Here is a 24,882-nt window from a genome sequence, read left to right as displayed (position 1 = left end):
AAGAGGATTACAGAAAACTAAGGTGTACTGAGTTGTGTTCAAAAATAAAATAGGAGTCCTATATTAGACGCAAGTGATGAGAGAAATCAAGTTTTTTAAGGTTTTTAAAAGTAATATATAAGACCTGGTTTACAGATGCAGCAGGGCAGTATCAGTTCACCTGATGAGTTGAATTAAAATACTTAAATCAAATATAACCCTTTGATAAAACAACTCGATTTTCTGCATCAAGCATGAAATCATAAGTGTTTAAAAAATCAGACTGCCACTTTTCAGGCTTTTGGCAAATTGCTAGTGAAAATCCTGCTAAATCAAACCATTGAATATCATCCCCAATTTCTACTGGTACTACTCTCCAATTTTTACTTGGAGCCTTACTGAAATCTCTAAGCAGATTGACGTTAATTCGATTAGGAGGTTTAGGAGTTGGTAAATGTCGTTCAACATTAGAAAATGATTGCTCTACCCAATTTTTGATATTGATTGCATTAAGATATTCATTGGCTTCTGTTTCTCTTTCGCTAATGTAGTCATAGTAAGTTTGCGCTAATTCTTCAGCTTGTTTACGAGTTGTTACATCTTCTACTTTAGCAAGCAAGTATGCGGCTACTGGATCTAAAGTTCCCCATACAATAAGTTCTTTCATCCAGAAAACAATCCAAGGTAGCCCAGTTTGTGACCAGTTTTCAAGGGATGATTCAACTAACTCACCGCCAAAAGCTTCATCTATTGCTAGTGCAATAACACTTCCTAAGCCCCAGTTGAATCTATATCCAAAATTTTGACTAATATATGAATGCCAATTTGAAATTTGAGTCGGTTTCGGTTTTTTAATTGCTTTAGTAGGGTCAAGCCACCAGCGTAATATTTCATTCCAAGTAACCTTTCCTGATGGGTTAATCAGTTTGAACTTCGATAAACTGGTCAAAATACTAACTATATTTTGAATATAATTAAAGCGTTCTTCTACTGTCCAAATAGCATAATCTCCACCGACTGCTAATTGTTCTTTAAGTCTAGAATAGAGAGTTAAAAGCTGATTTCCATCACGTGGTGGTAAACTAGTGCGATACAAGCGCCGACGCTGTGACAAATCTTTATATATTTCTGTTTTTAGTGCCCTACCTCGCCTGATAAATAAATTTTCTAATCTTTCTTGTTCGCGGCTAGCGTAATGAGCAAAGCTTCGTTGCCAAATTTTTTGCAGTTGCTCCTCCAATTCATTAGGACTTAAATCATTAGCTGCTAGCTGTTCAATTTCAACAATTGCAGACAGTAAAATACTATCCAGCGAATCTAAAGTTTCAATAGCTGATAATTGTGCATCAGAAAGATTATTGCCAGAGTCAAGCGGTGCAGTTTTTTCCAGCCAGGTTAAAAAATTCTCCTGTCTATTAGAACTAGAAATTAGCTGCCATTGTTCTTCCAAACGTAGCAGTAATTCTGCTATAGGACTTAGAGGATTTGCATTTGGGTTAATTGCCTGTGTTTGATTCTCTAATTCTCCTATCAAAGATAAGTATCTTTTACGTGCTTCTTTGTCACTCCAATCTGTCGATGCATTACTAAGTAATACTAAACTACGTCCTTCTGTGCCAAATCCAGGTCTTCCAGATCGACCAACTAAATTACCAAATTCACGAATATTTAGTTCTCCCGTACCACGCCTTAAACTTGGAATTAATACTGTTTCAAAAGGAAGATTAACCCCTTCGGAAAGAGTTGACGTTGCTAAAACTAAATGTACAATTTTTTCATCTATGACATCGATAAGTAATCGAGCCATCAACCCTGGCATTTTTCCATGATGTACTATAATTCCTTTCTCTAACAGCTTATACTCACGAGATTTAATACCGAAATAATCTTCACATGAACGTAAACACTTTTGCCAAATCTTAAGTTTTTCTGGCTCTATAGGTTCTTGAAAAAATGAAGGTATTTCTATTTGCGACCAGATTTTCAAAAAATTCAGAAAGTCTTCAGCATAACCGCCAGGGTGCTGTGTGACTGAAATAAGAACAGCACGTCTTTGTCCTTTTTCATCTGGTGCAGCTAAGTGCATAGCTGCCCAGAAAAGATAAGGGCGTAACCTCTTTTCAACTCCTTCTTTTTTACCTTTTGGCACAGGAGGATATGTCGGAAAAGGATTTGGAATAAAAGGTGTGTCAGCTTGACCACCTTCTTGAAATTCTAATCTTCTACCATCAAGTAAGTCATAGCGTATTTCAAATCCTTTTCCTGGCAGGCATTCAAGACGACCTATTAGTTGACGCGTACTTCTGTAATTTGTCTTTGCTGGACTAGCGTTAGTTGAATTTTCTATCCAGCTTGCTAAAGCACCTTCTGTTTCTGATGCAACAGCGGATAGTGCAATAATTCGGCTATTATTTTGTTCTATATAAGTAAACAGTCTTGCACTTAATGACTCTAAGCGTAAGGATCTATTCTCAGCTTTTTGCAAAGAATCTTTATTACCATCAAATTGAACTGCATGGGCTTCATCAAGTACAATAAGCGATACTCTACGGATAAATAGAGACCCTAAAAATTTCATCAAAGCTTCTGCTTTTTCATAAGTGCAAATTAAAACTGTTGGCTGTTCTGATGTCAGCCATACATCTGTTGGGCCCCAGTCAGTACCTCCATATAAACCTGTAACTATGACATTGTTATTAGTAGAGCGCTTTAAAACACGAGACAAATTTGATTCAACTTCTGTAGCAAGCGCTCTGCTTGGCACTAAGTAAATTACTAAAGGGGCCGAGTTACTTAATTCGTTATAATTTGTTGTTTCAAAGAACAAACTTTGCAGAATAGCGATTTCAGCTATTGTTGTTTTTCCTGAACCCGTAGGGGTACAAAGAGCAAATGATTCTGCTGTTGCTAGTCGTTCAATTCCACAAATTTGAGAACGCCATGCTAAAGTTTTACACTTTTGATAACTTTGACGTAAATAACGTTCCAAGAAAGTTTTACCACTTGGGGTAATCATCTGAGAAAGTGCTTCTAAATGATATCGTAGAGAAGTTTCTATATATACATAAGCAACTTCAGCACATAACTTACCTAAAAGCCAAGAATAAGTGTCATGTCCATGAAGAAGCACCTTAGCAATAGCAGAAAGCTTTTCAATAGCTTTTTCTAATCTTGGTTCATTTCCCCAGCGCATTTTGGCACATAAAATTCCTAAAGAACTAGCAGTTTCTTTAACAATCAACTTGTTAAATCTGTCAGCAGCTGTATCAGTCTCATCCCAAAGAAGACTTGTTTCTGTTTGGAAATTTGATGATGTTGCAGTTGCCCAATATTCTGTCAGTTGTTGCAATAAACTGGGGAAATCAGCTTTTAGCAAAGAACGTAGAATTTCTGACTCTATTCCCTCACTTATATCTTCATTGAGTAAACCCGCAGCCCTAGCAGGATAACCAGCAAGTTCATACACAGCTGCTGCAAGTAAACGAATTGGTAAAATATCCGGGTTTAGTTGGGGATGAGATAGCCATTCAAATAACTCACCAGCCCGTAGCATTCCATTACGCCAGTTAGTATCTCCAGTTTGTCGCTGGATAAATGCAGCCTCAATAAGGCGCATAGCATCATTTAATCTTTCACCTGCTTCATCTTCTCGCCACCCAGTTAATCCCTTTCCTCCTGCGCGAAGTCTGGTATGTTGGCTATAAAGTTTTGCAATTGCTGGTGTTAGTCTGCTACCTGCCAGACTGTTTTGTAGTTCTTTCGCTAAAGCAATGACTTCGTTACTTGGTTGAGTCATCTCATTTTGCAGAACTTCACCCTCTACTATGACATCAGAGGTTGCAAAAGCAAACTCTGAATCATCTGGTTGTTGAACTGTCTGAGTAGAAATATTTACTGAATGTGTTGCAATTACTGGCTGACTATAGACACTTGTAACCAGATTCTCAACTTCATGAAGATGAATTTCAACTGCTTCGAGTCTTCTTCCTGCTGTATATTGTTCGTGTGGTTTTTCGGGAGATATCCATGTGGGATTTCTGACAGGATGTTCACCACAAATATAACTAATTAAATCGCAGCGTTCATAATTTTTATCAACTTTTTTTTCTAGCCATAAAACTCTTAGAGAATCAACCCATTCAGATGAAAAAGGATCATCGTAATCACCCAAAATCTCAATTAATTGTGGGATATCAACAGGCTTTATATGTGGTTCACTTGCCTTTTTATGTGCTTCAGCTATCATTTTTGTGTAATGATTAGTTGTGCATTTAGCTTCACAAACTAGAGAAGCAATAATTACTCCTTCGCTGTTACGTAGAAAAGCAAGACAATCATCGCCTGTACGTCCAGGTCGCTTTTTTGCAATCTCTTCAGTTTGATTTAGAAATTCTAAATGCTGAAACTCAACTAGATGAAATCGAAAAAGAAAAGTAGGAACTTCCCAATCATGCCGCCCAAAAGGAGCAAAATTTTCAGCAATGATTCCTGAAAATATCTCTCCAAAATAACCCTGAAGGGATATAATATTAAGACGATCAGGATAGCCATAGCTTGGATCGTTGTCTGAAAAATCCCCAAATGGAGTGAGAGAATTTCCTGCTAATTTATGAAGACGATATCGAGCATCTTCATGGGCTTTTTGAACAATTAATATTAATTCATTGATAATTATATCTCGTTGGCTTTTATCTTCTCTGAGCAGACGATGTGTGTACCGCTTATCTTCCGATTCACTAACTGAGTTAGATAACCACTTTGATATTCCGTTAAACTTAGTGATTTTTTGTCTTTCTTCCATTAAATATACTCTCTAGTGTTAATCAGATTTACGATACAAGTCTTTAACTCAGATAATTTTGTATAAAATGTAAAATCTAATACTACAATATTGATTACATAGCTAAATGATGCCATAAGCACTGAAGCAATTAATGTGCTTATAGTGATTAAAAATACATTTTTTCTTAAAAATTATTGACTAGGATTGCCCTGTATGTTTTTTGTACAGCTAAACAGACTCAAATCATACTTGTTTTTATTAATGCAGTTTAAAACAATGTAGCATACAGAAAATACTTAGTATTTTTGGTTTCACTAAGTTTTGATATCAAACTTGGGCTTTGTCATACATAGATAATCGGTTTGGGCGATTGCGTCCCGCACTGCCCCAAAAAGCGATCGCTAATTAAAATGGCTCAGACCATCGCTTAACTAAAGCCTCTCCAGAACTTCTATTAGAGCTAACGTGCAGATATTTACTCGTGGTATCCAAACTTGTATGCCCCAAAGTAGCCTGAGCCAAATGCGCTGGAACACCTTCATCTATAACATGGGTAGCATGACTATGCCTAAACGCCGGATTTATTTTATGCTTACCTTTGGTGGTAGACTTGCTAATTGTGATAGCACCAGATTTAATATCAGTTGTCTAGAGTGCTAGTACTTCTGATACCTGATAACCACTGAAAAGACGAATCCCTTTCTAGGCGCGATCGCGGGGAGTAAGAAAACCTTTCAGTAATAATCGCTTCAATTCGTCTTAGATTGTTAATATCTTGCCTTGTCCGTTTTGGCACGGTGATGCCAAACACGCTAAATATACAGTCAACTTAGTTCAATGCTCGATTACGTCAGTGCGGCAATGGCATTTTACGTCACAATGCTCCCAGTACAAGAGTGGATATTGGAATTCCGCCTTGGTTATCTGGGTCGTTACTGGAGCCTGATAAGTGTTGCTGGCTTATTCATTGGCTTCTTGCTCTGTGCGCTGATATTTACGCCATTGATCATTAACATGACACTAGATCCGTTCAGATATCCAGATCATGTTGTCATGAGTGCGATCGCTGCGGTGATTTTTGGTGCAATACTTTGGCTGGGACAGTGGCTGGTACTGCGACAGACTGAGATCACACCCAGAATTTTTGCGCTCATCAACACAGTAGTTGGAATTTTTGTCTTCTCTGTGCTGGTGTGGCTGAATCAAAAAAGTTTGGAGTTGAGTGGTGGCCCTATTCAAGGCTGGAAAACTGGACTGATCTTTTTAGTCGGTGGTGCAGTTACCGGAGCCGCGACGGGCAAGGCTTTGGATTTCTACTGTTGGCGAATCGAGCAGCGATTAATCAGAATTGAGAAGGAGAGGGTAGACCAAGAAACGCAAGAGCGAGAAAGGCTGAAGCGAGAAAAGTTTGAGAAGGCAAAGTTAGAGCAAGAAATCCTAGAAGCGGAGATTGCAGAGCGGAAAAGGATACAAAGGGAAGCGGCTATTGAAGAAGAACGCCTTTGGTACGAAGAACATGGAAAAGACTATGCAGATTATGAGGAGGAGGATGAAGAGGATGAATGAACTTTTTGACTATGAGTGAAGAAAATTTTAGCTACGAAGATTTTAAGAAAATGTCCGACCTATGGCTTGAAAAAAATAGACAGCAGCAAGCAAAAAATTCTTCTGAGTCAGCCAACTTGATTTTGGATCAGCAATACGAAGCACTCTTTGCTGAATATCAAAAAGCGGTTACTCAAAAAGATTTACGCTTGCTCAAAGAGATTACACAACAATTGCAGCTTTTATTCATGCTGCGGCAACAGAACTCATGACGCTATTGCTACGGGTATATATAGGTCTTAAGACTTGATAAATTTTTAAAGCCCTCTTGCTCCTTTGCTCCTCTGCCCATTCTTTCTCAAGCGTCAACAAGTTTATCATCAGCCTTTGGGGGCTAAGTGGGGTATAAAATGTGAAACAGTCAAATGTACCCCAAGAAGCACCCATGTGTACCCCATGCGGGGGTCATTTTATGAAGAGAGTTCTCATTTATTGGTGGGGTACATATAGCCCCCTTACAGCCCCCAAAGCGATTTTTGAAGTTTTTATATGATGTAGCAAAAACGTTGCTTTTGATTGTCTAGCTATTTGAATATTTAAATATTCATTTTTATAGACGAGTATTCAAATAGCTAAATAGCCAGCTATTTGAATAAGTTGCCAACTTTACGTTGTTGTCTTCCATGTCACAAAAGCTATATCTGCCCTTAAATACTTGAATATTTACATAGCTGAATATTTAAATACTTATAATAGTTGAATATTTGAATATTTGAATAAAAATGTACACATAAGTAGATAGACAAAAATATTTATAGTCATTGCCACTGCAATGGAAATAAAGCGTCCGCAGGAGCTTTACCAAGTCAAGAGTTGTCTTCGATGAAGCAGTTTGCCCTCTTATGGCAGGCTTCTGCGTAATTTATCTACCCCCTTGTTTCTTTATTGACTATTCCACTATTCCGTTGTTAAATATTTGAATATTCAAATAGTCAAACTAATATGAAAATCATCACCCTCTCCTCCTACAAAGGAGGGGTAGGGAAAACAACTACCTCAATCTGCCTAGCCTGCTTGTTTTCCCCGCTAGGGGAAACTTTATTAATTGATTCAGACCCCAACCGATCTGCTACCACATGGGCTAGGTTAGGAAAATTACCTTTCAAGGTGTGCAGTGAGAATGCTGCTCCTAAATTGATGGGTCAAAGTAGATTCGACTTTGTAATTATCGACACTCCAGCACGTCCTCTTGAATCTGAACTGCAAGAACTTGCAGATGGATGCGATTTATTAATTCTGCCAAGTACACCAGATTCACTCTCTATGGACGCTTTAGCTTTAATGACCCAGAGCTTGCCAAACCGAGTTAATTACCGTGTTTTGTTAACTATGATTCCCCCCCCTCCCCAAAAAGATGGGTTAGATGCATTTCATGCACTAAAAGAAAATGGGTTTCCCGTACTAGATCGGGGAATTAGACTACTGAAAGCTTACAAAGATGCTGCTGCACTTGGACAGCCTATTTATAAAGTTAAAGGAGGAAAAATAGCATGGCGGGACTGGATGGAACTAGCGAAACTCAACCCACTGGCCGAGCTTCTAGATTCAGCGAAATCCTAAGACTTAAAAATGCTGCACCGTTAAATGCAGAGTTACAAGTTGAGGATTATGAGCAGAAGAAAATTTCTACTGAAGAAGAGTTTTCTAGCAAAGAGACAAATTTAGATACTATTGCTGAACGAAACCAGGAAGTTAATAAAAGCGATAATCTTTGTCAGGAAATGGAGGCAGAGATAGTTATTTCATCAAATCGATACGAGGAGAGTCCAATTATAGAGCCTTCCTCTGTTAACAATGAAAGTGCCATAGTAGGAATAGATTCAACTTCTTCTGTATCGAAAGACATCCCAGTACCAGTAGAAGGCGAAATGAAAACTAAAGCAAACAAACGAGGTAAAGTATCAAAGCGAAATAACCCAGATTATATGCAAGCAATATTCCACCTCCCTATAAAAACTAGTAAGAGGTTAGATAGAGAACTGCTAGACCTAAGTGAAGCTGGAGATAATCTTGACCGTTCTGAATTTGCTGAGGAGTTATTTCAGACCTTTTTTAAGCTTTCTAATGTAGTCGGAGCGGGCGAAGCTCTCAAGCAATTTAGAAATATGGGAAGTTGACCTTAAATAGTTGAGTATCGGATTAGATAACAAAAATTTTTAAGTTTTTCTAAGAGGCATCACCGTTTGGCACGCTGATGCCTAGACTGCAAACTAATATCAAGACTCCGATCTATAAATCTAATAGCTGAATATTTGAATATTTAGCGTATCTGTATTTGCATATTTGAATATTTGAATATTCAATATAGACTCATATTTACATATTTGAATATCTGAATATTTAATCGAAAGCTTGTATCCTCTTTACCGGAACTCCATTCATCATTTATTAATAATGCCCAATCCAACTACGGACTTAGTTCGTTCCTACCTTAAAGAAATCGGACGCTACCCTCTGCTAACTCCTGAGCAGGAGATTACAAACGCTAGGCTTGTGCAGCAGATGATGGCGGTTGAACAGCAACGAGAAGCGATCGCACTCCAACTTAACCGACAACCAACTGACTTGGAATTAGCTACCTCGCTTGGGCAAAATGTAGCTGAACTACAATCAGTCATTCAACAAGGCCGAAAAGCGAAACAGAAAATGGTGACAGCTAACCTGCGGTTGGTAGTTTCTGTTGCCAAGAAATACCAGAACCGCAATTTAGAATTTCTCGATTTAATTCAAGAAGGTACACTCGGTTTGCAAAAAGGGGTAGAGAAGTTCGACCCTAACCGAGGTTATAAACTATCGACTTATGCTTACTGGTGGATTCGTCAGGAAATCACACGCGCAATTGGAGAAAAATCTCGTACTATTCGATTGCCAATTCATCTAACCGAAATACTTAATAAAATCAAGAAAGTACAGCGAGAAAGCTTTCAAAAACTCGGTCGCTATGCTACTGTCACCGAAATTGCCGAAGAATTAAATTTAAAGCCTAACCAGGTTCGAGAATATTTCAGTGTCTCGAAACAGCCAGTTTCTCTGGATTTGCGTGTGGGAGACAACCAAGACACTGAGCTATTGGATATCTTACCTGATGAGAGCATGTCCTCAGACGAACGGCTCACTAAGGAACTGTTGCACCTCGATTTAAATAATCTGCTGGCATCCCTACCCCCTATACAACGCGAAATACTAATTCTGCGTTTTGGGCTAGAGAATGATCATCAACTGAGTTTGACTGAAGTCGGCTTACGCTTAAACTTGAGCCGAGAACGAATCCGTCAGCTTGAGCATAAAGCTTTAGCAATTCTCCGTCGTGAACAAAGTGGCATTAAGGAGTATCTTAATTAATTAGAATTAACTCGCGCTGAAGTTGTCGAATAGGAGAGTATGAGCAAAACCCGCTACTCCAAAGATTGGAAACAAATCGCCACATCTGTAAAAGATGCCTCCGATTGGCGCTGTACTAAGTGCGATCGCCTCTGCTTGCGCCAGGAAGCGAGAAACCATCAGAGCTAACTTTATCCCAACGTCGGGTTCATAACCTTCAGGTTCATCATTACAACTTCGACCCATCTGATAACCGAAAAGAAAACTTAGGCTGTCTTTGCAGTAGCTGCCATCTCTACTATCACCGATTTGGGCGAGGCAATATTTCACCTGGGCAATTATCCCTGTTTCAATCAGATGATGCATGAATATATTGCTATCTAGAAACTATCCTTATAAATAGAACAACGATTACAGAGCCGATGCCCAGCAAAACTATTGAAGTCCGAGAGTACACCGTCAGAGCGCACAAGCGGGAAATTCATACTCGCGTTTTCAACTTCGTGTGTAAGCAGTGTGAACAACCCACACAACGAGAAACCTTTGGTGTGCGACCGCTCTACTGTGAAACATGCCGTCCGCCTCAACCTCCCAAGCAATCGAAAGTAGTCCCTATAGGCAAGAGGAAACCCAGAGCGATGAACTATAAGAGTGGGAAGGATATAGCTGGGTGATTTTTTGCCAAAGATTGGTAGTCAGTGGTGGTGACTCAAAATCAAGCAAGAAAGTTGATTTCAGTCCCCACCTTTAACTTCGTAATGAACTCAAAAGCTTACTTTTCCACCCCAGCATCAATCATTTTGGCTAAAGACTCAGCGTTAAATCTCGTCAGCGATTCTGCTAACTGCTGAAAATATCGGTATTGCTCATCTGCATACTCCCCTGGTTCTAATTCTAAAAGCTCACAAAATTTGAAGTAATCAACTTTCCAATTAAATTCAGCAATGCCATTGGCGAACTTTTCGGCCATTTGACGTGATTGAATGCTAGCTGTTGATGGTTGACCATTATGGTTGTAAATGCTGCCTTGTTCTGTCATCTTATTAGTTTGATAGTATATTTATACTAATAAGTATTTTAGTTCTCTCCGACGCTTAATGAAAGTAAGGCTCCCGGAAGCGTTTGGCAACATTTAAAAGATAGCCGATCTTTCTTTAGTCTTGGAGTAAAGGTACGTAGCCTTCTTGAACTGTAAGCATCACTCAGGGGCAAAATAGATAATTGAAAATATACATTTCCCCTGAAGATAGATTTATTCTGTACTTTACTACTTTGGGTTTGTCCAAGAAACCAACCAATCAAGACAAAGTTAATCAATGTTGCTGGGGCACCCCATATTAAAGCATTATAGAAATCAACACCAGAAGTTTTAACTTCCGGTGTAGCACTTAGAATTGCAAACCCTAATATTTGTAAAGGTTGTTGAAATATCAGGATGGCGAGTCCTAATATCAGTGCTAAAATTCCATGCTGTAAACCAATCAATATTGCCGATTGGTTATCTTTACGCCCTATAGCCTGTGCAACCATTCCAGTTGTACCCATGCGTAAGAAACCGAATGTCCAATAAATATAATTGAATAAAATTGTTGCTATTGCCACACCTGCTAAATGACGAATCTCCGTTAAATGCCCTAAAACATTACATCTATTAGTCCTGCCAACGGAACCATTAGATTTGAAAGAACATTTACAGATGCCAGTTTGAGAAAACGGTGGATGAATGCTGAACGTTGAGCAAAGATAGACAAAATTAGTAAATCCCTTGAACACAACAATGACCGAAACAATTCAAAATTCAAAATTCAAAATTGAAGAATAGCTCAGTAATTTTGAATTAATTAATTCGCTCTTTTCTTGCCCCCAATGATAGCGCCGCAATACTTCTCGGTTAAGAATTAAGCAGTATTGAGAATAAAAAAAGTCAGTGGTTGACGTTTAGTACCCGCTCCTGTGTGGATGGGAATTCTCGCTGGAAACTTAGAACGAGGTTTTTTGACTACTCTGGGATTTGTTCTACCCTGTCTTTGAGGAATTGTTTGCTCCAAAATTTCCATGATCAGCTTGGAGATGAGCGCAAACTGACGGCTGATTGCGAAACAGCATGAAACAGACTGAATTCGGCTTAAATTTGAGGTGTGATTAAAATGGGTTGTAAATACAGATAAAATATTTGTGATTTGAACGATAATTTAGCCAAACGGTCACGAAATACTTCACTCTGTACTAGGACAACATATAGTTCAAAGCTATAAATGGAGTTCAAAAAACTCAAAACTTAATTACAGCAAGGAACATGGTCAAATAGTTCATTTGTACCGTACCGCGATGAGAGAGAAATAAAAATTCAGATTTCAGGCGTAGGTGCAGCCCGCCGCAGGCATCGCTTTATCACTCAATTTTTGGTGAAACATATTTTTGAACCATATTGTGGACATTTTGAATCATATTTTGACCGAAAGTTTAAAATTTTCGACTAAATTAGTGTGTCTTGCTCGGCATTTTTTACCAAGTCTCAAAATAAAACTTTTGGTCGTATTATGGTTCACATTTAAAACACGCGGACATAATTTGATTCATAAAGTTAAGTTATTGATTGGCTCAAAAGCTTGAAATTACGTTAACTTTTGGTCACGTTATGGTTCAAAATTTGGTCATGCAGGGGGTAAAATCACAATATTATTAATCACTTCCAATTAATTTTTAATAACCTAATTGAATGACTCGATTTGTACACGACGAATTTGCCAAAGATTATCTAGAAGAACTATTAAAACCTTATGGGGAAGTAAAGCCATCATCAAAAATATCAGGAGAGATCAAAGAAATTGATGTGCTATTTACTCCATCATTACAGCAAACTTCTAATTTAGAAGTGCTAGGGCTACTTGGAAGATTTGCCGAATTTCCGGCAATATTAGAACCATTTCGGAATGCCGCTTCTGGTGATGAAATTTGTGATTGTATTCAAAAATTACTAGAAGTAAAAGCTCTCCTGCGACGAGACGCTAAAGCGAATAAAACCAAACTCCAAGAGTCAGATATTCCGAAACTATGGGTTCTAACTCCAACTGCATCTCCAGCATTACTATCAAGCTTTAATGTTAATCAGAAATCGGGGTGGTTGCCAGGAGTATACTTTTTAGGTGATGCGCTACGGACAGCAATTGTAGCCATACATCAACTACCACAAACACCGGAAACCTTGTGGTTGAGAATTCTTGGCAGGGGGAGTGTGCAGTCACAGGCAATTGTGGAATTATCAAACTTACCATTGAATCACCCATACAGGCAAGCAACGCTAGAATTAGTTTATAATCTGCGCCAGAATTTAAGAATCAATCAAAATTTAGAATTGGATGATAGGGAGTTAATTATGCGATTAGAACCACTTTATCAGCAAGACCGTGAAAAAGCCAAACAAGAAGGACAACAGGATTTAATTATACGTCAACTAAATCGTCGTCTTGGTGAAATTGATGCATCGTTGATTGAAGGAGTTCGAGGATTATCTATTGAGCAATTGTCTATTCTAGGAGAAGCGTTATTAGATTTTTCTGTAGTAACGGATTTAGAAGCTTGGTTAAATCAGCAAGCCAGATAATAACATGACCCAGGTATCCATTCTCTTCTATAGAGCATGGTAGTATTTGGTGTGTTTATCTTGGCTTTTAAAATGGCAATAGAAGTATTTCCATCATCATCATTTTATTGCGACTGTGGACATAAATTGTATTTCTTTGAGAATACTGTCTCTGAGATGGAAAAAATGAGCAGAACAAAACTTGTCACTTTAAGCGATGGACAAGATAACGAACACAAAATTGTCTTTTTCAATGGCTTGGCAATAGAGATTATTTGCTCCAAACTGGGAAACTGCACAATAGCCCTCTTCTGTCACTCTCCGGGAGGGCGATTGCTAGAAGCCTTATGAGGCAATGAATACAAGCTATACTATTAGAAAAAAATCGGTCTTGTATTTGTTATTAGAAAATAATCGTGCGTAGGCGTAGCCCGTCGTAGACATCGCAGGCTATACAAAAGCTCTAGAATTCAGAAATGGCAAATGTTTTCGGAAAGTGACAGAAGAGGGATAGAGCATTTACGGCTGCTATGAGGTACAGTAACAGCAACTAGCAAACCAGTTTCTTAAATGTTGAGGATTTATTAAGTCGAGTGCAACTGAGATTAGTTTATCAACCATTTCTGTTGTAGTTGGGGCAAAACTGCGTAAAAAGATTTGAGTTATGATCACCTCGAAGAAGGCAGAAGGCAGATAGCGCAGCGTTATCTGCCTTTCTTGATAAAAGTAGTTTTTATTGCTGACTCTCAAGTATTGCCTTCGCCTGCAATAGCTCTTGATATTTTTCTTCGCTGACCTTTAGATACTTGAGGTTTACTTCCTTTAACTGGGTGTAAATGATACCCGCCACAACTAGACGAGTAATATATTGCGATCGCAATACAGTACCTCCACTTAACTTTAGATCGCATATAGCAAAACCTTTAGCAGTTAGATAATTGAGGCGATCGCCTAATAATCACGACTTACAGTACTGGCGATCGCCTTTAGGAGATGGATAGATGGATTGTTGATGCGATCGCAACCAAATCCCAAGAGTAAATTTATATAGTTGAATAATGCATGAGTGTTTCTGTCTAGTACATCGATTTAGATGATTAGGCAGAAAGTTTCCGTCTAATCACCCAAAAATGGGATCTTCGGCGGAAAGTTTCCGTATAATATCCCGCATAAGGTCTATAGACTGAAAGTCAAATTTCAGCCTATAGACCCTATGATCAGATTAGGCAGAAAGTTTCCGTCTAATACATAGTTAGTTATCCCTGAAAGAAACAGTCGTTGCGTAATCGAACCAAAGGAGGATCATTGATGGGCAGACCAGAAATACCAAACATGCGGACTTGGCCCCGCAACCTCAGCACAAGCCAAGGCGGAGGGCTTTCAACATCACAAGACGGCGGAATGTCTACATCCCAATACGGCGGCGCATCTACATTGCAGTATGGGGGACTTTCCACATCGCAATATGGCGGACTCTCTACGTCTCAATATGGTGGACTCTCAACGTCACAGTACGGTGGACTTTCAACGTCTCAATACGGTGGTTTGTCGACCTCGCAAGACGGCGGACTCTCAACGTCACAGTACGGCGGACTCTCTACTTCCCAAGGCGGCGGAATGTCTACTTCTTCGTCCAGCGTCTACCGAAGCAACATACCGCCGTGGCCGCACTTCGTAAGGGAACTCGAGGCACGTGGATACGATTGGGCATCCGAATTGATTCGGATGCACCTGCCTGAATTTCTGTGGCCCGAAAACTTTTTCAAAAACGAAACGTAGATTAGAAACGAGGGATAACAAGGCGTTGCGCCGAAGCATTTTTTTGAATTCGGAAGTCGTTTGCCGCCGGACAGTGAACTTGGTTGTTATAATCAAGCGATACGCCCGTTAAAGTGGTCAGTTTCTAGCCAAGATTATTCCATCAAAAATGATTGACTTCGTTGTTGAATTCCGAGAAGTTATTGGTAATTCCTTTCAGAATGTGTCCCGCCGCAAAGACAAGTAATTATTAAGCGATCGCCTAAAAATTACGACTCACAGGAATAGCAAACCCAATGCCGACTTGAGTTGTTTGGTTAACTAATGAATTAAGGCGATCTCTGATATCAAAAATTTTCATTCATCCTCCTAACCCTGGAAAAAACTTACTCCAAACACTTTGCTCTTTTGAAGGTGATTCTTCTGAACCTAAAACATTTTGTAGCCCTTGCTGATTACTCCGAATCTCTCGCATATTAAGAGAATGAATCGTCTGGGCTAACTCTGGATTTTCTTCTAACAATTCAGCCTCAAAGCTTAACTCCTTCTGCAACAGTTGGGCATTTCGGCGCAAGAACATCTGCTGATTGTGTCGCCGTCTGATAAGGGATTCAGTCAGATGTAATTGCTCTTCAAAACTTAAATCATCATATTCGCTGTTATACATGAGAATTCTTCTCCGATTAGCTTAAAACTTAATTTTTAGGAAAATTAACGACACTGTTCAACTAATTAAAAATGTTTGATTCCTCCATAAAGTAGCTGATATCCCAGCCTCAATCTCGTAATAAATTCGTCAGTATTGCGATTCCCCCAAACAGGATTACTACGGCTTTTTATCCAGTTGATTGGACTATGACAAATCTCATTATGACAACGGTAGCACGTAGGAAATGTAGATTGACCAATGATGTCGTTGCCGTAGTAAGCGTGATGGATTTCTTCACTTTTCTTAGTCAAGCAAACGACACAATAATTGTGAGTTTTTCTGTGAGCGATTGCTACTTGTTTCCTATACTCTTTGGGATTACCATATCGAGCATTCCAATTTAGTTGTCTGGGTAGCCGAGATTTTCTAGTAATAGAGTCACCCCTTTTTCGTTTAACTCTTGCCCCGTTAATTCGTGCCACTTTTGTTTGATTTCCTGAAAATGTGGTCTTCTCCCTAATTCTGTTGCCCATTTTCTAATTTCTTCGTACCAGTCAACCTGCTGCTGTGAGGATTGTTGATTATTTTTAGAACTATCAACAGTGTCACTATTCGGTTTGGAATCCTGTTTTTGTTCCAGACCTTTGATATCAAATTCCGGGATTAGAGCAACAAAGGGATTAGACCGAGTGGGAATCACTAAGGCATATCGAACTCCGGCTTTATCTAACATTTCGCAAGCCTGTCGTAAGACTTCCAAAATCTCCTTTTTAACGTTTACAAAGTCTTGTGGATGGTCAAGGATATAACTCGATGTCTGCCCTACAGCAATAAAGCAAACGTTTTTCAGAGATGGGCGGCTAAATCCGGTTTCCCCAGAGAGCGGGGACTGGCCCATAAATAAACCATGACCCTTTAACCCAGCAGTGAATTTGATGACATAGTTCCAAAAACCCTGCAAATCTTTGGCAGTATCAGCATCAACCATTCCCGGAAGTCCCTTGCCTCCTCCAAATACAGAGTCCACCTCATCTTGAGCAAGAAATAATTCAGGAACACCGTGACATTCACCACCAACAATTGATACTCTGGCTTTCTGCTTGTCAATTTGGTCTGTGGCAAAGGTAATCCAGTTTTTTAGTTCTTTCATGCCGTCAAACTTACGGCTGAACTTGCACAACCATCTGGTGACATCATCCTTTGGATCGCTGCCGATGACAATTGCTGGTGTTTGAGATTTTGCAGCAATTTTGTTGATAATCACTCCTGCTAAAGTTGATTTGCCAGATTGTGTTCCACCAGAAAGGTAAAAATGGTGATTGCTGCGAAGGGTCATATTTTGATTAGATGCAGCATCACACAGTTCATCAATCCAAGCACCATCAATTCTGATGTACTCAGGATAATTAGCTGCGATCGCTTGGAGAACTTTCATCGCACCCGGATTAATCACGGACTGCACAAATTCTTCATCAATATCAGCAATATCGGGATTGGGAATACCAGTCGGTGAAGGTGATTGTTGTGCTGGTGGTTCTGGGAGTGTAACCAACCCTTGCAACTGATATTCTGCTATCCATCGGGGGCGCTCTTGCATTGGTAGCCGATTCACATAATCAGCAACTCGGCGTTTGGCTGCGATCGCAGTCGTAACATAATCATAAACAGCCTCACCTTGTAAATGCTGTTTAAGTGATTTCAAGTCAGCTTCTAGCAAAGACTGGTAAACTTTTTCCTTACTTTCACTGATTTGGGCGGATACCCCAAACAACCCAGCACTGACCGTCCCAGCGCCGAGTAAGATTCCGGTTGTTATTCGATCAGTGTTTAAGAAAAAAGGAGCAGACAGACATAACACTGCACTCGCTCCTAAAGAACATAAAATACTCCGTTCTGCATGAATGACGCTACTGGCAGTTAGACGTTGTAATTCAAATCCCATTACCTCACCCCCAACGCAACACCGGCTGCAACTAAAGTCAAGAAGACAAACAGGAATATCACTCCAGGCATTAACCCAATGGTGAAAGTTTTACGGTTGAAGCCAAAACCTTTAATGACTAAACCGCCAAAGTTGAATAACCCCAGAACTATGCAGCAGATGGAGATTATGCCAATAAACCAAAGAATGTATCGACTAACGGGGCTGGCAACGGATAAATAACCCATAAACATAGAAAAGCCAACCCCACATACTGCATATCCTACATGAGAGAGCTTAATACTTTGCATAACCTAAAATCGGAATGAATCTCCCACTTCATCAAATGCTTTCTCATATCCCCCCAACTGGCGTTGTTGTTCCTGCGAACCAAAGGCATGACGAATTACCGCCTCCCCATGTAACCCTCTGGTTCGCTGTAAATCTTCCTCAACCTTCATGGCTTCTTGAGAATATGCCAATTGGTTTTTATACATCTCTGCCAAGGATTGCAACTGCTTGAGCCTATGCCGGGAAAATTTAGTGTGCAACCACTTCTGTGCTTTTAGAGTGCCAGCCACTTCTGCTTCATCAAGAACCTGCTTTGCTGTAGTGTAAGCTGGCAATGTGTAGCGTTCGCGGATTGATGAAGGGAGATTTCCTTCAATTTGGGTAGCATCCCCAACTCTTAAATCCGTTGATACTACTCCATCACCTTTACTACCAAACAAACCAGGAAGCCATTTTCCTAACATTGCTTTCTCCCCCCTACTACTTAAAATTGGTATAAGTTTGCTGAACTTGTTGAACTTGTGAGCCGATATATCGGGTTATGCCATATATGCCCATGAATGAAAACATCAAAACTGTTATTGCTGCGATCGCAGTTTGAGCCATCATTCCCCGTTGCATCAATTCCTCAATCTGTCTATTGGACTGCGATCGCACTCTCGACTCATCAATAATTTGCTGGACTACCAGGAATTCTTCTGTTGTCAGGTTTTTTAGTGTCAGCCCTGACAGATTCAATTCCCCGTCCTTCTTCAGGTGAATATTTAATGCTTTGCGATGGGTTTGGTCTTGTTGCTCCATATATTGCCACGCCCAAAACGAGGGTTAATAGCAGCAGATTTAGTACTGCTGCTACCAAGATGAATTTATTCGGTCGCATCTGCATTGCTAGCAGAGAGATAGAGCGATGTAATCTCTTGACCGAACCGAAAAAAGGCTTCTGGTTCTCCCTGGAATTCTTTGGCGAACTGTGCTACTTCTGCTAAATACTCGTTAGACACATTAGCTAAAGTCTCGATTGTTTCAACTGCCTCCTTGTGAGCAAACTCGCGTGTCCCTTGGGTAATTGCAGAATTAAAAGATTGTATCTCTGCTAACGACTGCTTGGCTTGATTGGCAAGTGAAGTTTTATAATCACTCATGCTCTGTTGAGCTTTATTGGTTTTGGCAGTACGTTTGGTAGTTTTAGCTGTTTTACCATTGCTAGAAACAATTAAATTACTAGCTTTTTTGAGTGCCACAAGTTCGTCAGAGATGGCAATAATTTCTGCCTCAGTAATCGCATCGGGATCTACGTCTTTCTTTTGTAAGTACAAGCGTAGTTCTTCAGAACTCATTTCGATTCCATTAGCGATGAGAAGTTCTTGCAAATCTTTCATGAAGCGACTCCTATTGATTTAGGTTGACGAAACTTAAATTTAGTTTGAGAAGCAATTTTCTTTACCCATTGCTGAATTTCAATTTCTGTATACATCTTGTCCACAGAAAATGGCACTCCAATTTCTTGACCCCACCGATAAATTGTTGGTTTAGATGGTCGCGGTTCTAGCCTTTGTAATGCTTCAAAGAGTTGAGCGCCGTTGCATGACAATTGTGGCAAGTTTGAACAAATAAATTCGTAGCGTTGAACATCTGATAATCGAATGGTGCGATTGGGATTTAAAAGCTTTAGTTGAGCATAAGCTCTTACCAGCAGAATTACCCCAGCTTTGGCACTGGTGGTATCAGATATTTCTAATCGACGAAGAATTCTTGGCCAAGTGTAATCACTAACTTGACCAACAATTTTTTCATATTCGTTCCTCAGAATTGTTCCTGCCATAGAAACAGCCGTAACATCTTTGCAATTCTAGATTAGCATAAATACCTTATCTATAACCCTATAGATGAGGTATTATTCTGAAAAAGTTCTCGGCAAAAACATAGAACTATAGGGGTAAAGTTAGGTAAGCGTTATTGTCGAGGAGAAAATGCCTAAGAAAACTACACCAAAAATGGTTCAGACTGGAGTTTCTATTCCAGAACCGTTGTATGAAGCCGCAAAGCGAGTTCAAGCAATGGAGGGCTGGAATGAGTCAGAAATGCATCGCGTCTTTTGGGAAAAAGGATTTGCGCTTCACCTTCAAGGAACTCTTGCCCGTTACCAGTTGGGTTTGATTCCTGAAGCACAAAGTACAGCCGAATAAGTTGACGGGATTTAGTCTAAAGGGGGATGGCACGCTTATTAAGCTGAAGGGTAAGCAGCGTAAGGATTGCAGAGGGGCAGGGGTGCAGAGGGGAATTTCTAAAGTGCGATTCGTATACCTAAAACTTCTTCTTTCTCCCCTGCTCCCCTGCTCCCCTGCTCCCCTGCTCCTCTGCTCCTCTGCTCCTCTGCTCCTCTGCTCCTCTGCACCCCCCTTTTTTTTGTGCCTTCGCTAAAAAGCAAGCAGACCATGAGACTCTGCTCGACCTCAAACACGGTAGCATCAAGGCTTTGGGACACGCGGATGATTTCGATGAGGCTCGAAACCCTAGTAATGCCGTGAAAATAACTGTCTCATGGTCTGCTCAATCCCTTGCCCTGACTGATTCCGCGCCTCTATGAGAAAGAAAATTCATTTTTTTGAACTTTGCAGAAAACCCTGGTTTTTGGCTCTTTTAGTTAAAGCGGGTTTTTCCATTTGTCCTGTGGTCATTTTTGAAGCCTGACCCTGTTTGACTAGCACCGAGCGCAAGTACTGCCGACAAGCTGCTTCTCCCCGACAGATCAGAATCCGCAGCGCCTGTATTTCCTGTATTGGAGAAATACAAATTTCAGCGATCGCTGGAATCAAATTCTGTTGCTTCTGCACATAATCTTGATGCTGCTGCTCTAATTCCTGAATCTTAGAATTCAACTGTTGTATCTGCCGTAATGCTTGCGTCAGGGACGATTCTTTGTTTCGAGAGCGATTATTCAGAGTTAACGTCATTTTCTTACCCTTCTAAATTTAGATTCTTTCTGTTTACTGTTGAGTCATCTGCTTCATATCATCGATTGCATTCAAGACTTCCCCCAAAATATTGAAAGCATCGTTTAAAACCACGTCATTCAATGTAGAAAAGTATTCGGAGGATTCGATATTGCGATAATCTTGACTACTGCTAATAAGCCGCAGTGTATATTGACAGCCTTGCAATATGGCTTGAATTTCTGAAGTAGTTAGCTTAATTTCCATTGGTGTGTTCTAACGTTGAAAAACTGAATTAATTTTGCCGCTATCAATAGCATTTTTGGCATGGCGAACAGCTTGTGTATGATTGTCAAAAGTTTGAGTTGAAGGTGATGCCCAAGTTGTTTTCAAAAAGCCCAGCTTCCCAACATGAACATCCACAGCACCATCTGATAACTCGGCAGTCTCAATTTTGTAGCCGCCATGTTTGGTTTTGTACTCTTTCATTGCCCGTTTCTTTCCCTAAAATCTATCTCGTTGAATACTAAAACTTGCTCCGATTAGAGAACTGCCTAAGAAGGCGGAAAAACTGACCAGCATTGCACCCAGGCAAATATTTTTTTGCTGCTCCCAACCAGAGATGATGATGTTTGGATTAGCATTTATCTCAATAATCTCCAGCCCCCAGCAAGCCATTGCTCCAACCCCTGAAAAGCCAGTCAAGAGTAGAGAGATAATTGCAGTTGTTTCTATGGTGCGATCAATGAATACTTTAGAGTTGAATCGTCTTCTTGGACGATGACTTTTAACTAATCGGACTTTTGGCTCTTGCATACTTGAACGAGCAATTTGTTTGTGATTAGCCATTGGTTTCACTTATTCTCATGAATTACTAGGAAAAATATGATCCTCTACAGCCGACTTGAACTGTTTTATCCCTCCGCTATAGTGGATTTTGATGCCTGAAATTATTTCTTGTTCTGTGAGTTCTTCAACTTCTTCGGGGCAGGATAAATCGCGCCAAGGCAAACACTCTTTTATCCACTCTTTCGCCCATAAAAATTCGTTAGCAGTTAGCTGCTCGACTTGTACTTTCATCCTGATTCCTCCAATTCAATAAAAAACCCTGTACCAGTATTCTTAATCTTTACTTTTCTTTGATTGACCAACATTTGAATCATATTAAGACTAAAGTTAATGCTGCATAATCGTGCGCTACCACCACAACGACGAAGATACTGTAGGCACAAGCAGGAATGGTCAGTAGAGGTGGAATGAGTGGATTTTCTCGGCATGATATTTTTCCTATTGGTGTTATGAGAAGATATAATTTTTCTTTTCAATTCAGTTCAATTAACCCCGCTTTCTTGTTCTGAGGGGAGCAACGGAGTCTCCGGCTCCGCTCCTGAATTGGTGAATATCTGAATTCTTCTTCAAATATTCCCCAGTAAAATAGACACTGGGGAATCTTTTTATTTACTCTGCATTGATGTAGTCGGATCGATCTAAGTAATCCGGCGAAAATCCATCTGCATCGCTATGGTAAATTGGCTCCACATAATCCAGTACAGATTCATCGGCAATAATCTCTGTCCTTGTGCTAAGTGACGTAATTTGAGTGTCCATTTCTGGAATATCAATTCCTAACCGTTCGCATATTTCTCTTATTTTTAGGTATTGAGGATGTATTTGCTCATCAATATAAGAATGATGTCCATACCCATCTGATTCCCAAGAACTAACAATTATTTTCGCCATATTCACTCATTATTTTAATTTTCAACGATAAAAAACTACCACAAAACTACTATTAAATAAGCTTTGTGGTAATTCGTTTACAAATGTCGCCAGAAGTTTTTACTGATAGTTTTAAGACTGACTACCTTGGGTTCTGCTGTTGCTTCTGGAGTATGACCACCAGCCACCGCAACAGCAATTGGTGCAGGTGTCGTTAACAAAGAATTGAGTAATTCTCGCTGATGATCCACATCAGCATGAGTTCGGTATATTGTGTAGGGATTAATTTGCATCCCCAACGGCGTGGGTACGATTTTTAAGTATTGATTAAGGAGTTGAATGTAATGCTGATCAAAATTCCGATGAATCACATAAGATCGTATTGCATTAAGCAATCCAATAGCTTTCTCAATTTCGTAAACATCACAGGTATCTATTTCTGGCTGACTTTCGCGGTAGCCTTTACCTTTTTTCTCGGCTACCAGATTGTTAAATTTACTAACCGCCCTCTGATGATTGCCTAATGTGTGAACTTTGGTTTGCGCTTGATAACCAACTCGCCCCCACTGGACTGTCAAATTCCCATCTTCGACAATGGCCGCCCAGAATTTATTGCTGTTTCGGATAGCATCAACAAAGACTAAATAGATTTCCATGTTTTTAACCCAGTCAACTCGCTAACTTCTGGGCATTGCCCCATCGAATTTGATGTTGTAGTGCTTCAAGTAATGTTTCCGCTTCCAGAGTTGTTAGTCCATTTAAAACAGAGCAGACATCCTCAAACAAGTTTTTATACAATGGATATGAAACTAATAAGCCCAGATTAGACAATGCATCCTCAAGTGCCTCAGCAACAGTATGCTTAGTAGAACTGTCTTTTTCTAACGTAAAAATGTAAGTTACTAATGCCATTCGGAGCATAAGCTTAGTTTCTCTGTCCAACTTCTCTAAATACACACCATATTTATCAACCAGTTGGTCAATAGTTGGAGTCTGCCCGTAATAAGTAACTAAGTCTGTCGTCATGTTTATTCGCCTTATTAACTATGTTAATTGGTTGCTTTCAATTACTAAAAAAAAAGAGTGATTGCCCCCATAGAATCAGGAGACAATCGCTTTCTCATCAGTTCATATTCCGAAACTTAGCAGCACGCAAAGACTGAGTTTTCACTGCAACTACAAGACTACTAGCCCGTCGTGCGGTTGATGCCCAGGACTGCATCCGCTCGACTGCCGCAGCGTCCTGAATCGCAAGCGGGGTAATGGTTTGACGACAAGCTTCGAGATCAGCAAGTGTTACCTGCTGCGGTCTATCCTCATCGAATGCCAGCAGAGCAGCTTCTGAAGCAAGGGTTTCCAGTTCTGCCCCTGAAAATTTCGCGGTGTTGGCAGCGATCGCTTCGAGGTACTCCGATTCCAGATGAATGCCAAAGCGTTGTAGATGAATTCCTAGAATCTGTACACGCTCCGGCTCTGTCGGCAAATCGACGAAAAAGTTTTCATCAAATCTTCCCTTCCTCTTTAACTCAGTTGGCAGTGCAGAAGGGTCATTGCAAGTTGCCACGACAAACACGCCACTGGTTGATTCCGACATAAACGTGAGGATATTGCCTAGAATCCTTTGACTGACTCCACTTGTATCGCCACTACCGGAGAGGGCTTTTTCTATTTCGTCCACCCATAACACGCATGGGGCAATAGCTTGGGCCGTTTTAAGTGCGCGGCGGACATTGCCCTCAGACTCGCCAACAAGTGAACCTAAAAGGGATGCAATGTCGAGTTGTAGGAGTGGTAAATTCAGTATAGTTGCAATGTTTTTGGCACAGTGAGATTTCCCAGTACCTGGAGGCCCTGCCAGTAGCACACCTTTTGGCTGGGGTAAGCTAAGACTTCGTGCCTCTTGTGTGAATAGCCGCCGCCGCCGAGTCAGCCATTCGCGCAGTAGATCCAAACCGCCGAATGGGATTATCGCAGGTTTACCCAACTCAATGCCCATTTGAGAGAGTAGCCGAGTTTTGTACTCGACGGCTTTAGGGATGAAATCAGCGTCAACAACGACACCATCATTAGTTAAGTTTTCTTTGACTGTTAACCGAAGGAAGTCGCTAATTTCTTCTAAAGTTAAACCCAGCGCTGCACGAGAAAGAGTTTCAAATTCAGCATTTTCAAGCGTAACAGTAAAGGTTAATTCTTGCTCTCTAGCAGACTGTTGTAGGTCATGTAAATAAGAAGTGATATGCTCAAGTATTTGGTCAATACTCGGTAAAGGGACTTCACAATAAGGAATCAATCTGACTAGGGATTCGTGTAATTGTATGTTCTGACCCAACAAGACAATGC

General features: G+C 40.1%; 34 protein-coding genes. 10 read left to right on the top strand and 24 right to left on the bottom strand.

What is annotated here, in order from left to right:
- Positions 1–187: 187 nt before the first annotated feature.
- Positions 188–4,780 carry a DEAD/DEAH box helicase gene (locus A4S05_RS21290; protein ID WP_084227185.1) on the bottom strand — a complete coding sequence of 1,531 codons (4,593 nt, stop codon included), beginning with the start codon at positions 4,778–4,780 and terminating at the stop codon, positions 188–190.
- 387 nt (positions 4,781–5,167) lie between these two features.
- A complete protein-coding gene (locus A4S05_RS44255; RefSeq protein WP_370684473.1) occupies positions 5,168–5,284 on the bottom strand; it encodes a hypothetical protein in 117 nt (38 codons plus the stop codon).
- On the opposite strand from A4S05_RS44255, the gene A4S05_RS43455 reads away from it, so the two are divergent.
- The 6 genes from A4S05_RS43455 (at position 5,228) to A4S05_RS21265 (ending at position 9,709) form a co-directional block, all read left to right on the top strand.
- Entirely contained in the window at positions 5,228–5,422 is a 195-nt protein-coding gene (locus A4S05_RS43455) for a hypothetical protein (RefSeq protein ID WP_256091067.1), read from the top strand. The genes A4S05_RS44255 and A4S05_RS43455 overlap by 57 nt on opposite strands.
- A gap of 177 nt (positions 5,423–5,599) precedes the next feature.
- Positions 5,600–6,328, top strand: coding sequence for a hypothetical protein (locus tag A4S05_RS21285; protein WP_069071790.1), 729 nt, complete (start codon positions 5,600–5,602; stop codon positions 6,326–6,328).
- A complete protein-coding gene (locus A4S05_RS21280; protein WP_069071789.1) occupies positions 6,325–6,579 on the top strand; it encodes a hypothetical protein in 255 nt (84 codons plus the stop codon). The genes A4S05_RS21285 and A4S05_RS21280 overlap by 4 nt, the downstream gene beginning before the upstream one ends.
- 730 nt (positions 6,580–7,309) lie before the next feature.
- The gene (locus A4S05_RS21275; protein WP_069071788.1) at positions 7,310–7,927 is read left to right on the top strand and encodes a ParA family protein; all 618 of its coding nucleotides are present in this window, start codon (positions 7,310–7,312) and stop codon (positions 7,925–7,927) included.
- On the top strand, positions 7,858–8,484 hold the full coding sequence (locus tag A4S05_RS21270) for a hypothetical protein (protein WP_069071787.1): 627 nt from the start codon (positions 7,858–7,860) through the stop codon (positions 8,482–8,484). Before A4S05_RS21275 ends, A4S05_RS21270 begins: the two co-directional genes overlap by 70 nt.
- A 277-nt stretch (positions 8,485–8,761) precedes the next feature.
- Entirely contained in the window at positions 8,762–9,709 is a 948-nt protein-coding gene (locus A4S05_RS21265) for an RpoD/SigA family RNA polymerase sigma factor (protein ID WP_069071786.1), read from the top strand.
- 6 nt (positions 9,710–9,715) lie between these two features.
- Here the strand turns inward: A4S05_RS21265 and A4S05_RS44250 are convergent, their stop codons facing one another.
- Complete coding sequence (locus A4S05_RS44250) at positions 9,716–10,054, bottom strand: hypothetical protein (protein ID WP_069071785.1); 339 nt, start codon at positions 10,052–10,054, stop codon at positions 9,716–9,718.
- A gap of 56 nt (positions 10,055–10,110) precedes the next feature.
- On the opposite strand from A4S05_RS44250, the gene A4S05_RS39145 reads away from it, so the two are divergent.
- Positions 10,111–10,362: a hypothetical protein gene (locus tag A4S05_RS39145; RefSeq protein ID WP_084227183.1), complete on the top strand. Its 252-nt coding sequence runs from the start codon at positions 10,111–10,113 to the stop codon at positions 10,360–10,362.
- Positions 10,363–10,460: 98 nt separating this feature from the next.
- Here the strand turns inward: A4S05_RS39145 and A4S05_RS21255 are convergent, their stop codons facing one another.
- The 3 genes from A4S05_RS21255 to A4S05_RS41805 all read right to left on the bottom strand — a co-directional run bounded on the left by A4S05_RS21255 (position 10,461) and on the right by A4S05_RS41805 (position 11,745).
- Positions 10,461–10,727 carry a hypothetical protein gene (locus tag A4S05_RS21255; RefSeq protein ID WP_069071784.1) on the bottom strand — a complete coding sequence of 89 codons (267 nt, stop codon included), beginning with the start codon at positions 10,725–10,727 and terminating at the stop codon, positions 10,461–10,463.
- 38 nt (positions 10,728–10,765) lie between these two features.
- Positions 10,766–11,290 carry an MATE family efflux transporter gene (locus A4S05_RS21250; RefSeq protein WP_256091066.1) on the bottom strand — a complete coding sequence of 175 codons (525 nt, stop codon included), beginning with the start codon at positions 11,288–11,290 and terminating at the stop codon, positions 10,766–10,768.
- A 296-nt stretch (positions 11,291–11,586) separates the two neighbouring features.
- Positions 11,587–11,745, bottom strand: a complete 159-nt coding sequence (locus tag A4S05_RS41805) for a hypothetical protein (protein ID WP_176727060.1) — start codon at positions 11,743–11,745, stop codon at positions 11,587–11,589.
- Between the two features lie 662 nt (positions 11,746–12,407).
- On the opposite strand from A4S05_RS41805, the gene A4S05_RS21245 reads away from it, so the two are divergent.
- Positions 12,408–13,292: a DUF4351 domain-containing protein gene (locus tag A4S05_RS21245; RefSeq protein ID WP_069071783.1), complete on the top strand. Its 885-nt coding sequence runs from the start codon at positions 12,408–12,410 to the stop codon at positions 13,290–13,292.
- 165 nt (positions 13,293–13,457) lie between these two features.
- Positions 13,458–13,622, top strand: coding sequence for a hypothetical protein (locus A4S05_RS41800; protein WP_176727059.1), 165 nt, complete (start codon positions 13,458–13,460; stop codon positions 13,620–13,622).
- A 382-nt stretch (positions 13,623–14,004) separates the two neighbouring features.
- On the opposite strand, the gene A4S05_RS41795 is transcribed toward A4S05_RS41800, so the two are convergent.
- The 9 genes from A4S05_RS41795 to A4S05_RS21205 form a co-directional block, all read right to left on the bottom strand.
- The gene (locus A4S05_RS41795) at positions 14,005–14,151 is read right to left on the bottom strand and encodes a hypothetical protein (protein ID WP_176727057.1); all 147 of its coding nucleotides are present in this window, start codon (positions 14,149–14,151) and stop codon (positions 14,005–14,007) included.
- 1,239 nt (positions 14,152–15,390) lie between these two features.
- Entirely contained in the window at positions 15,391–15,696 is a 306-nt protein-coding gene (locus tag A4S05_RS21235; protein ID WP_069071782.1) for a hypothetical protein, read from the bottom strand.
- Between the two features lie 65 nt (positions 15,697–15,761).
- Positions 15,762–15,989, bottom strand: coding sequence for a hypothetical protein (locus tag A4S05_RS40460; protein ID WP_141699770.1), 228 nt, complete (start codon positions 15,987–15,989; stop codon positions 15,762–15,764).
- A gap of 89 nt (positions 15,990–16,078) precedes the next feature.
- Entirely contained in the window at positions 16,079–17,620 is a 1,542-nt protein-coding gene (locus tag A4S05_RS21230; protein WP_069071781.1) for a hypothetical protein, read from the bottom strand.
- Entirely contained in the window at positions 17,620–17,910 is a 291-nt protein-coding gene (locus tag A4S05_RS21225) for a hypothetical protein (RefSeq protein ID WP_069071780.1), read from the bottom strand. Before A4S05_RS21225 ends, A4S05_RS21230 begins: the two co-directional genes overlap by 1 nt.
- Positions 17,911–17,913: 3 nt before the next feature.
- Positions 17,914–18,354, bottom strand: a complete 441-nt coding sequence (locus tag A4S05_RS21220; protein ID WP_069071779.1) for a hypothetical protein — start codon at positions 18,352–18,354, stop codon at positions 17,914–17,916.
- Positions 18,355–18,370: 16 nt separating this feature from the next.
- A complete protein-coding gene (locus A4S05_RS21215; protein WP_069071778.1) occupies positions 18,371–18,691 on the bottom strand; it encodes a hypothetical protein in 321 nt (106 codons plus the stop codon).
- A gap of 65 nt (positions 18,692–18,756) precedes the next feature.
- Positions 18,757–19,269 carry a hypothetical protein gene (locus A4S05_RS21210; RefSeq protein WP_069071777.1) on the bottom strand — a complete coding sequence of 171 codons (513 nt, stop codon included), beginning with the start codon at positions 19,267–19,269 and terminating at the stop codon, positions 18,757–18,759.
- Positions 19,266–19,712, bottom strand: coding sequence for a hypothetical protein (locus A4S05_RS21205; RefSeq protein ID WP_069071776.1), 447 nt, complete (start codon positions 19,710–19,712; stop codon positions 19,266–19,268). The genes A4S05_RS21210 and A4S05_RS21205 overlap by 4 nt, the downstream gene beginning before the upstream one ends.
- 148 nt (positions 19,713–19,860) lie before the next feature.
- On the opposite strand from A4S05_RS21205, the gene A4S05_RS21200 reads away from it, so the two are divergent.
- Positions 19,861–20,076 (top strand): hypothetical protein, encoded by a 216-nt coding sequence (locus A4S05_RS21200; RefSeq protein ID WP_069071775.1) that lies wholly within the window; start codon positions 19,861–19,863, stop codon positions 20,074–20,076.
- Between the two features lie 411 nt (positions 20,077–20,487).
- On the opposite strand, the gene A4S05_RS21195 is transcribed toward A4S05_RS21200, so the two are convergent.
- The 9 genes from A4S05_RS21195 to A4S05_RS21150 all read right to left on the bottom strand — a co-directional run.
- Complete coding sequence (locus A4S05_RS21195; protein ID WP_069071774.1) at positions 20,488–20,844, bottom strand: hypothetical protein; 357 nt, start codon at positions 20,842–20,844, stop codon at positions 20,488–20,490.
- Positions 20,845–20,877: 33 nt separating this feature from the next.
- The gene (locus A4S05_RS21190; protein WP_012413181.1) at positions 20,878–21,090 is read right to left on the bottom strand and encodes a hypothetical protein; all 213 of its coding nucleotides are present in this window, start codon (positions 21,088–21,090) and stop codon (positions 20,878–20,880) included.
- A 9-nt stretch (positions 21,091–21,099) separates the two neighbouring features.
- A complete protein-coding gene (locus A4S05_RS21185) occupies positions 21,100–21,312 on the bottom strand; it encodes a hypothetical protein (RefSeq protein WP_069071773.1) in 213 nt (70 codons plus the stop codon).
- 15 nt (positions 21,313–21,327) lie between these two features.
- Complete coding sequence (locus tag A4S05_RS21180; RefSeq protein WP_069071772.1) at positions 21,328–21,672, bottom strand: hypothetical protein; 345 nt, start codon at positions 21,670–21,672, stop codon at positions 21,328–21,330.
- Positions 21,673–21,687: 15 nt separating this feature from the next.
- On the bottom strand, positions 21,688–21,903 hold the full coding sequence (locus tag A4S05_RS21175) for a hypothetical protein (RefSeq protein WP_069071771.1): 216 nt from the start codon (positions 21,901–21,903) through the stop codon (positions 21,688–21,690).
- A gap of 378 nt (positions 21,904–22,281) precedes the next feature.
- Entirely contained in the window at positions 22,282–22,563 is a 282-nt protein-coding gene (locus A4S05_RS21165) for a hypothetical protein (RefSeq protein WP_069071769.1), read from the bottom strand.
- 77 nt (positions 22,564–22,640) lie between these two features.
- The gene (locus A4S05_RS21160) at positions 22,641–23,198 is read right to left on the bottom strand and encodes a WGR domain-containing protein (RefSeq protein WP_069071768.1); all 558 of its coding nucleotides are present in this window, start codon (positions 23,196–23,198) and stop codon (positions 22,641–22,643) included.
- A 13-nt stretch (positions 23,199–23,211) separates the two neighbouring features.
- Entirely contained in the window at positions 23,212–23,568 is a 357-nt protein-coding gene (locus tag A4S05_RS21155) for a hypothetical protein (RefSeq protein ID WP_069071767.1), read from the bottom strand.
- 97 nt (positions 23,569–23,665) lie between these two features.
- A partial coding sequence (locus tag A4S05_RS21150) for an AAA family ATPase (protein WP_256091063.1) occupies positions 23,666–24,882 on the bottom strand: 1,217 nt, incomplete at its 5' end.

The organism is Nostoc sp. KVJ20 (genome assembly GCF_001712795.1).
GTDB lineage: Bacteria > Cyanobacteriota > Cyanobacteriia > Cyanobacteriales > Nostocaceae > Nostoc.
The sequence above is the reverse complement of the archived record's forward strand: the minus strand, read 5'-3'. Positions and strand labels throughout refer to the sequence as shown.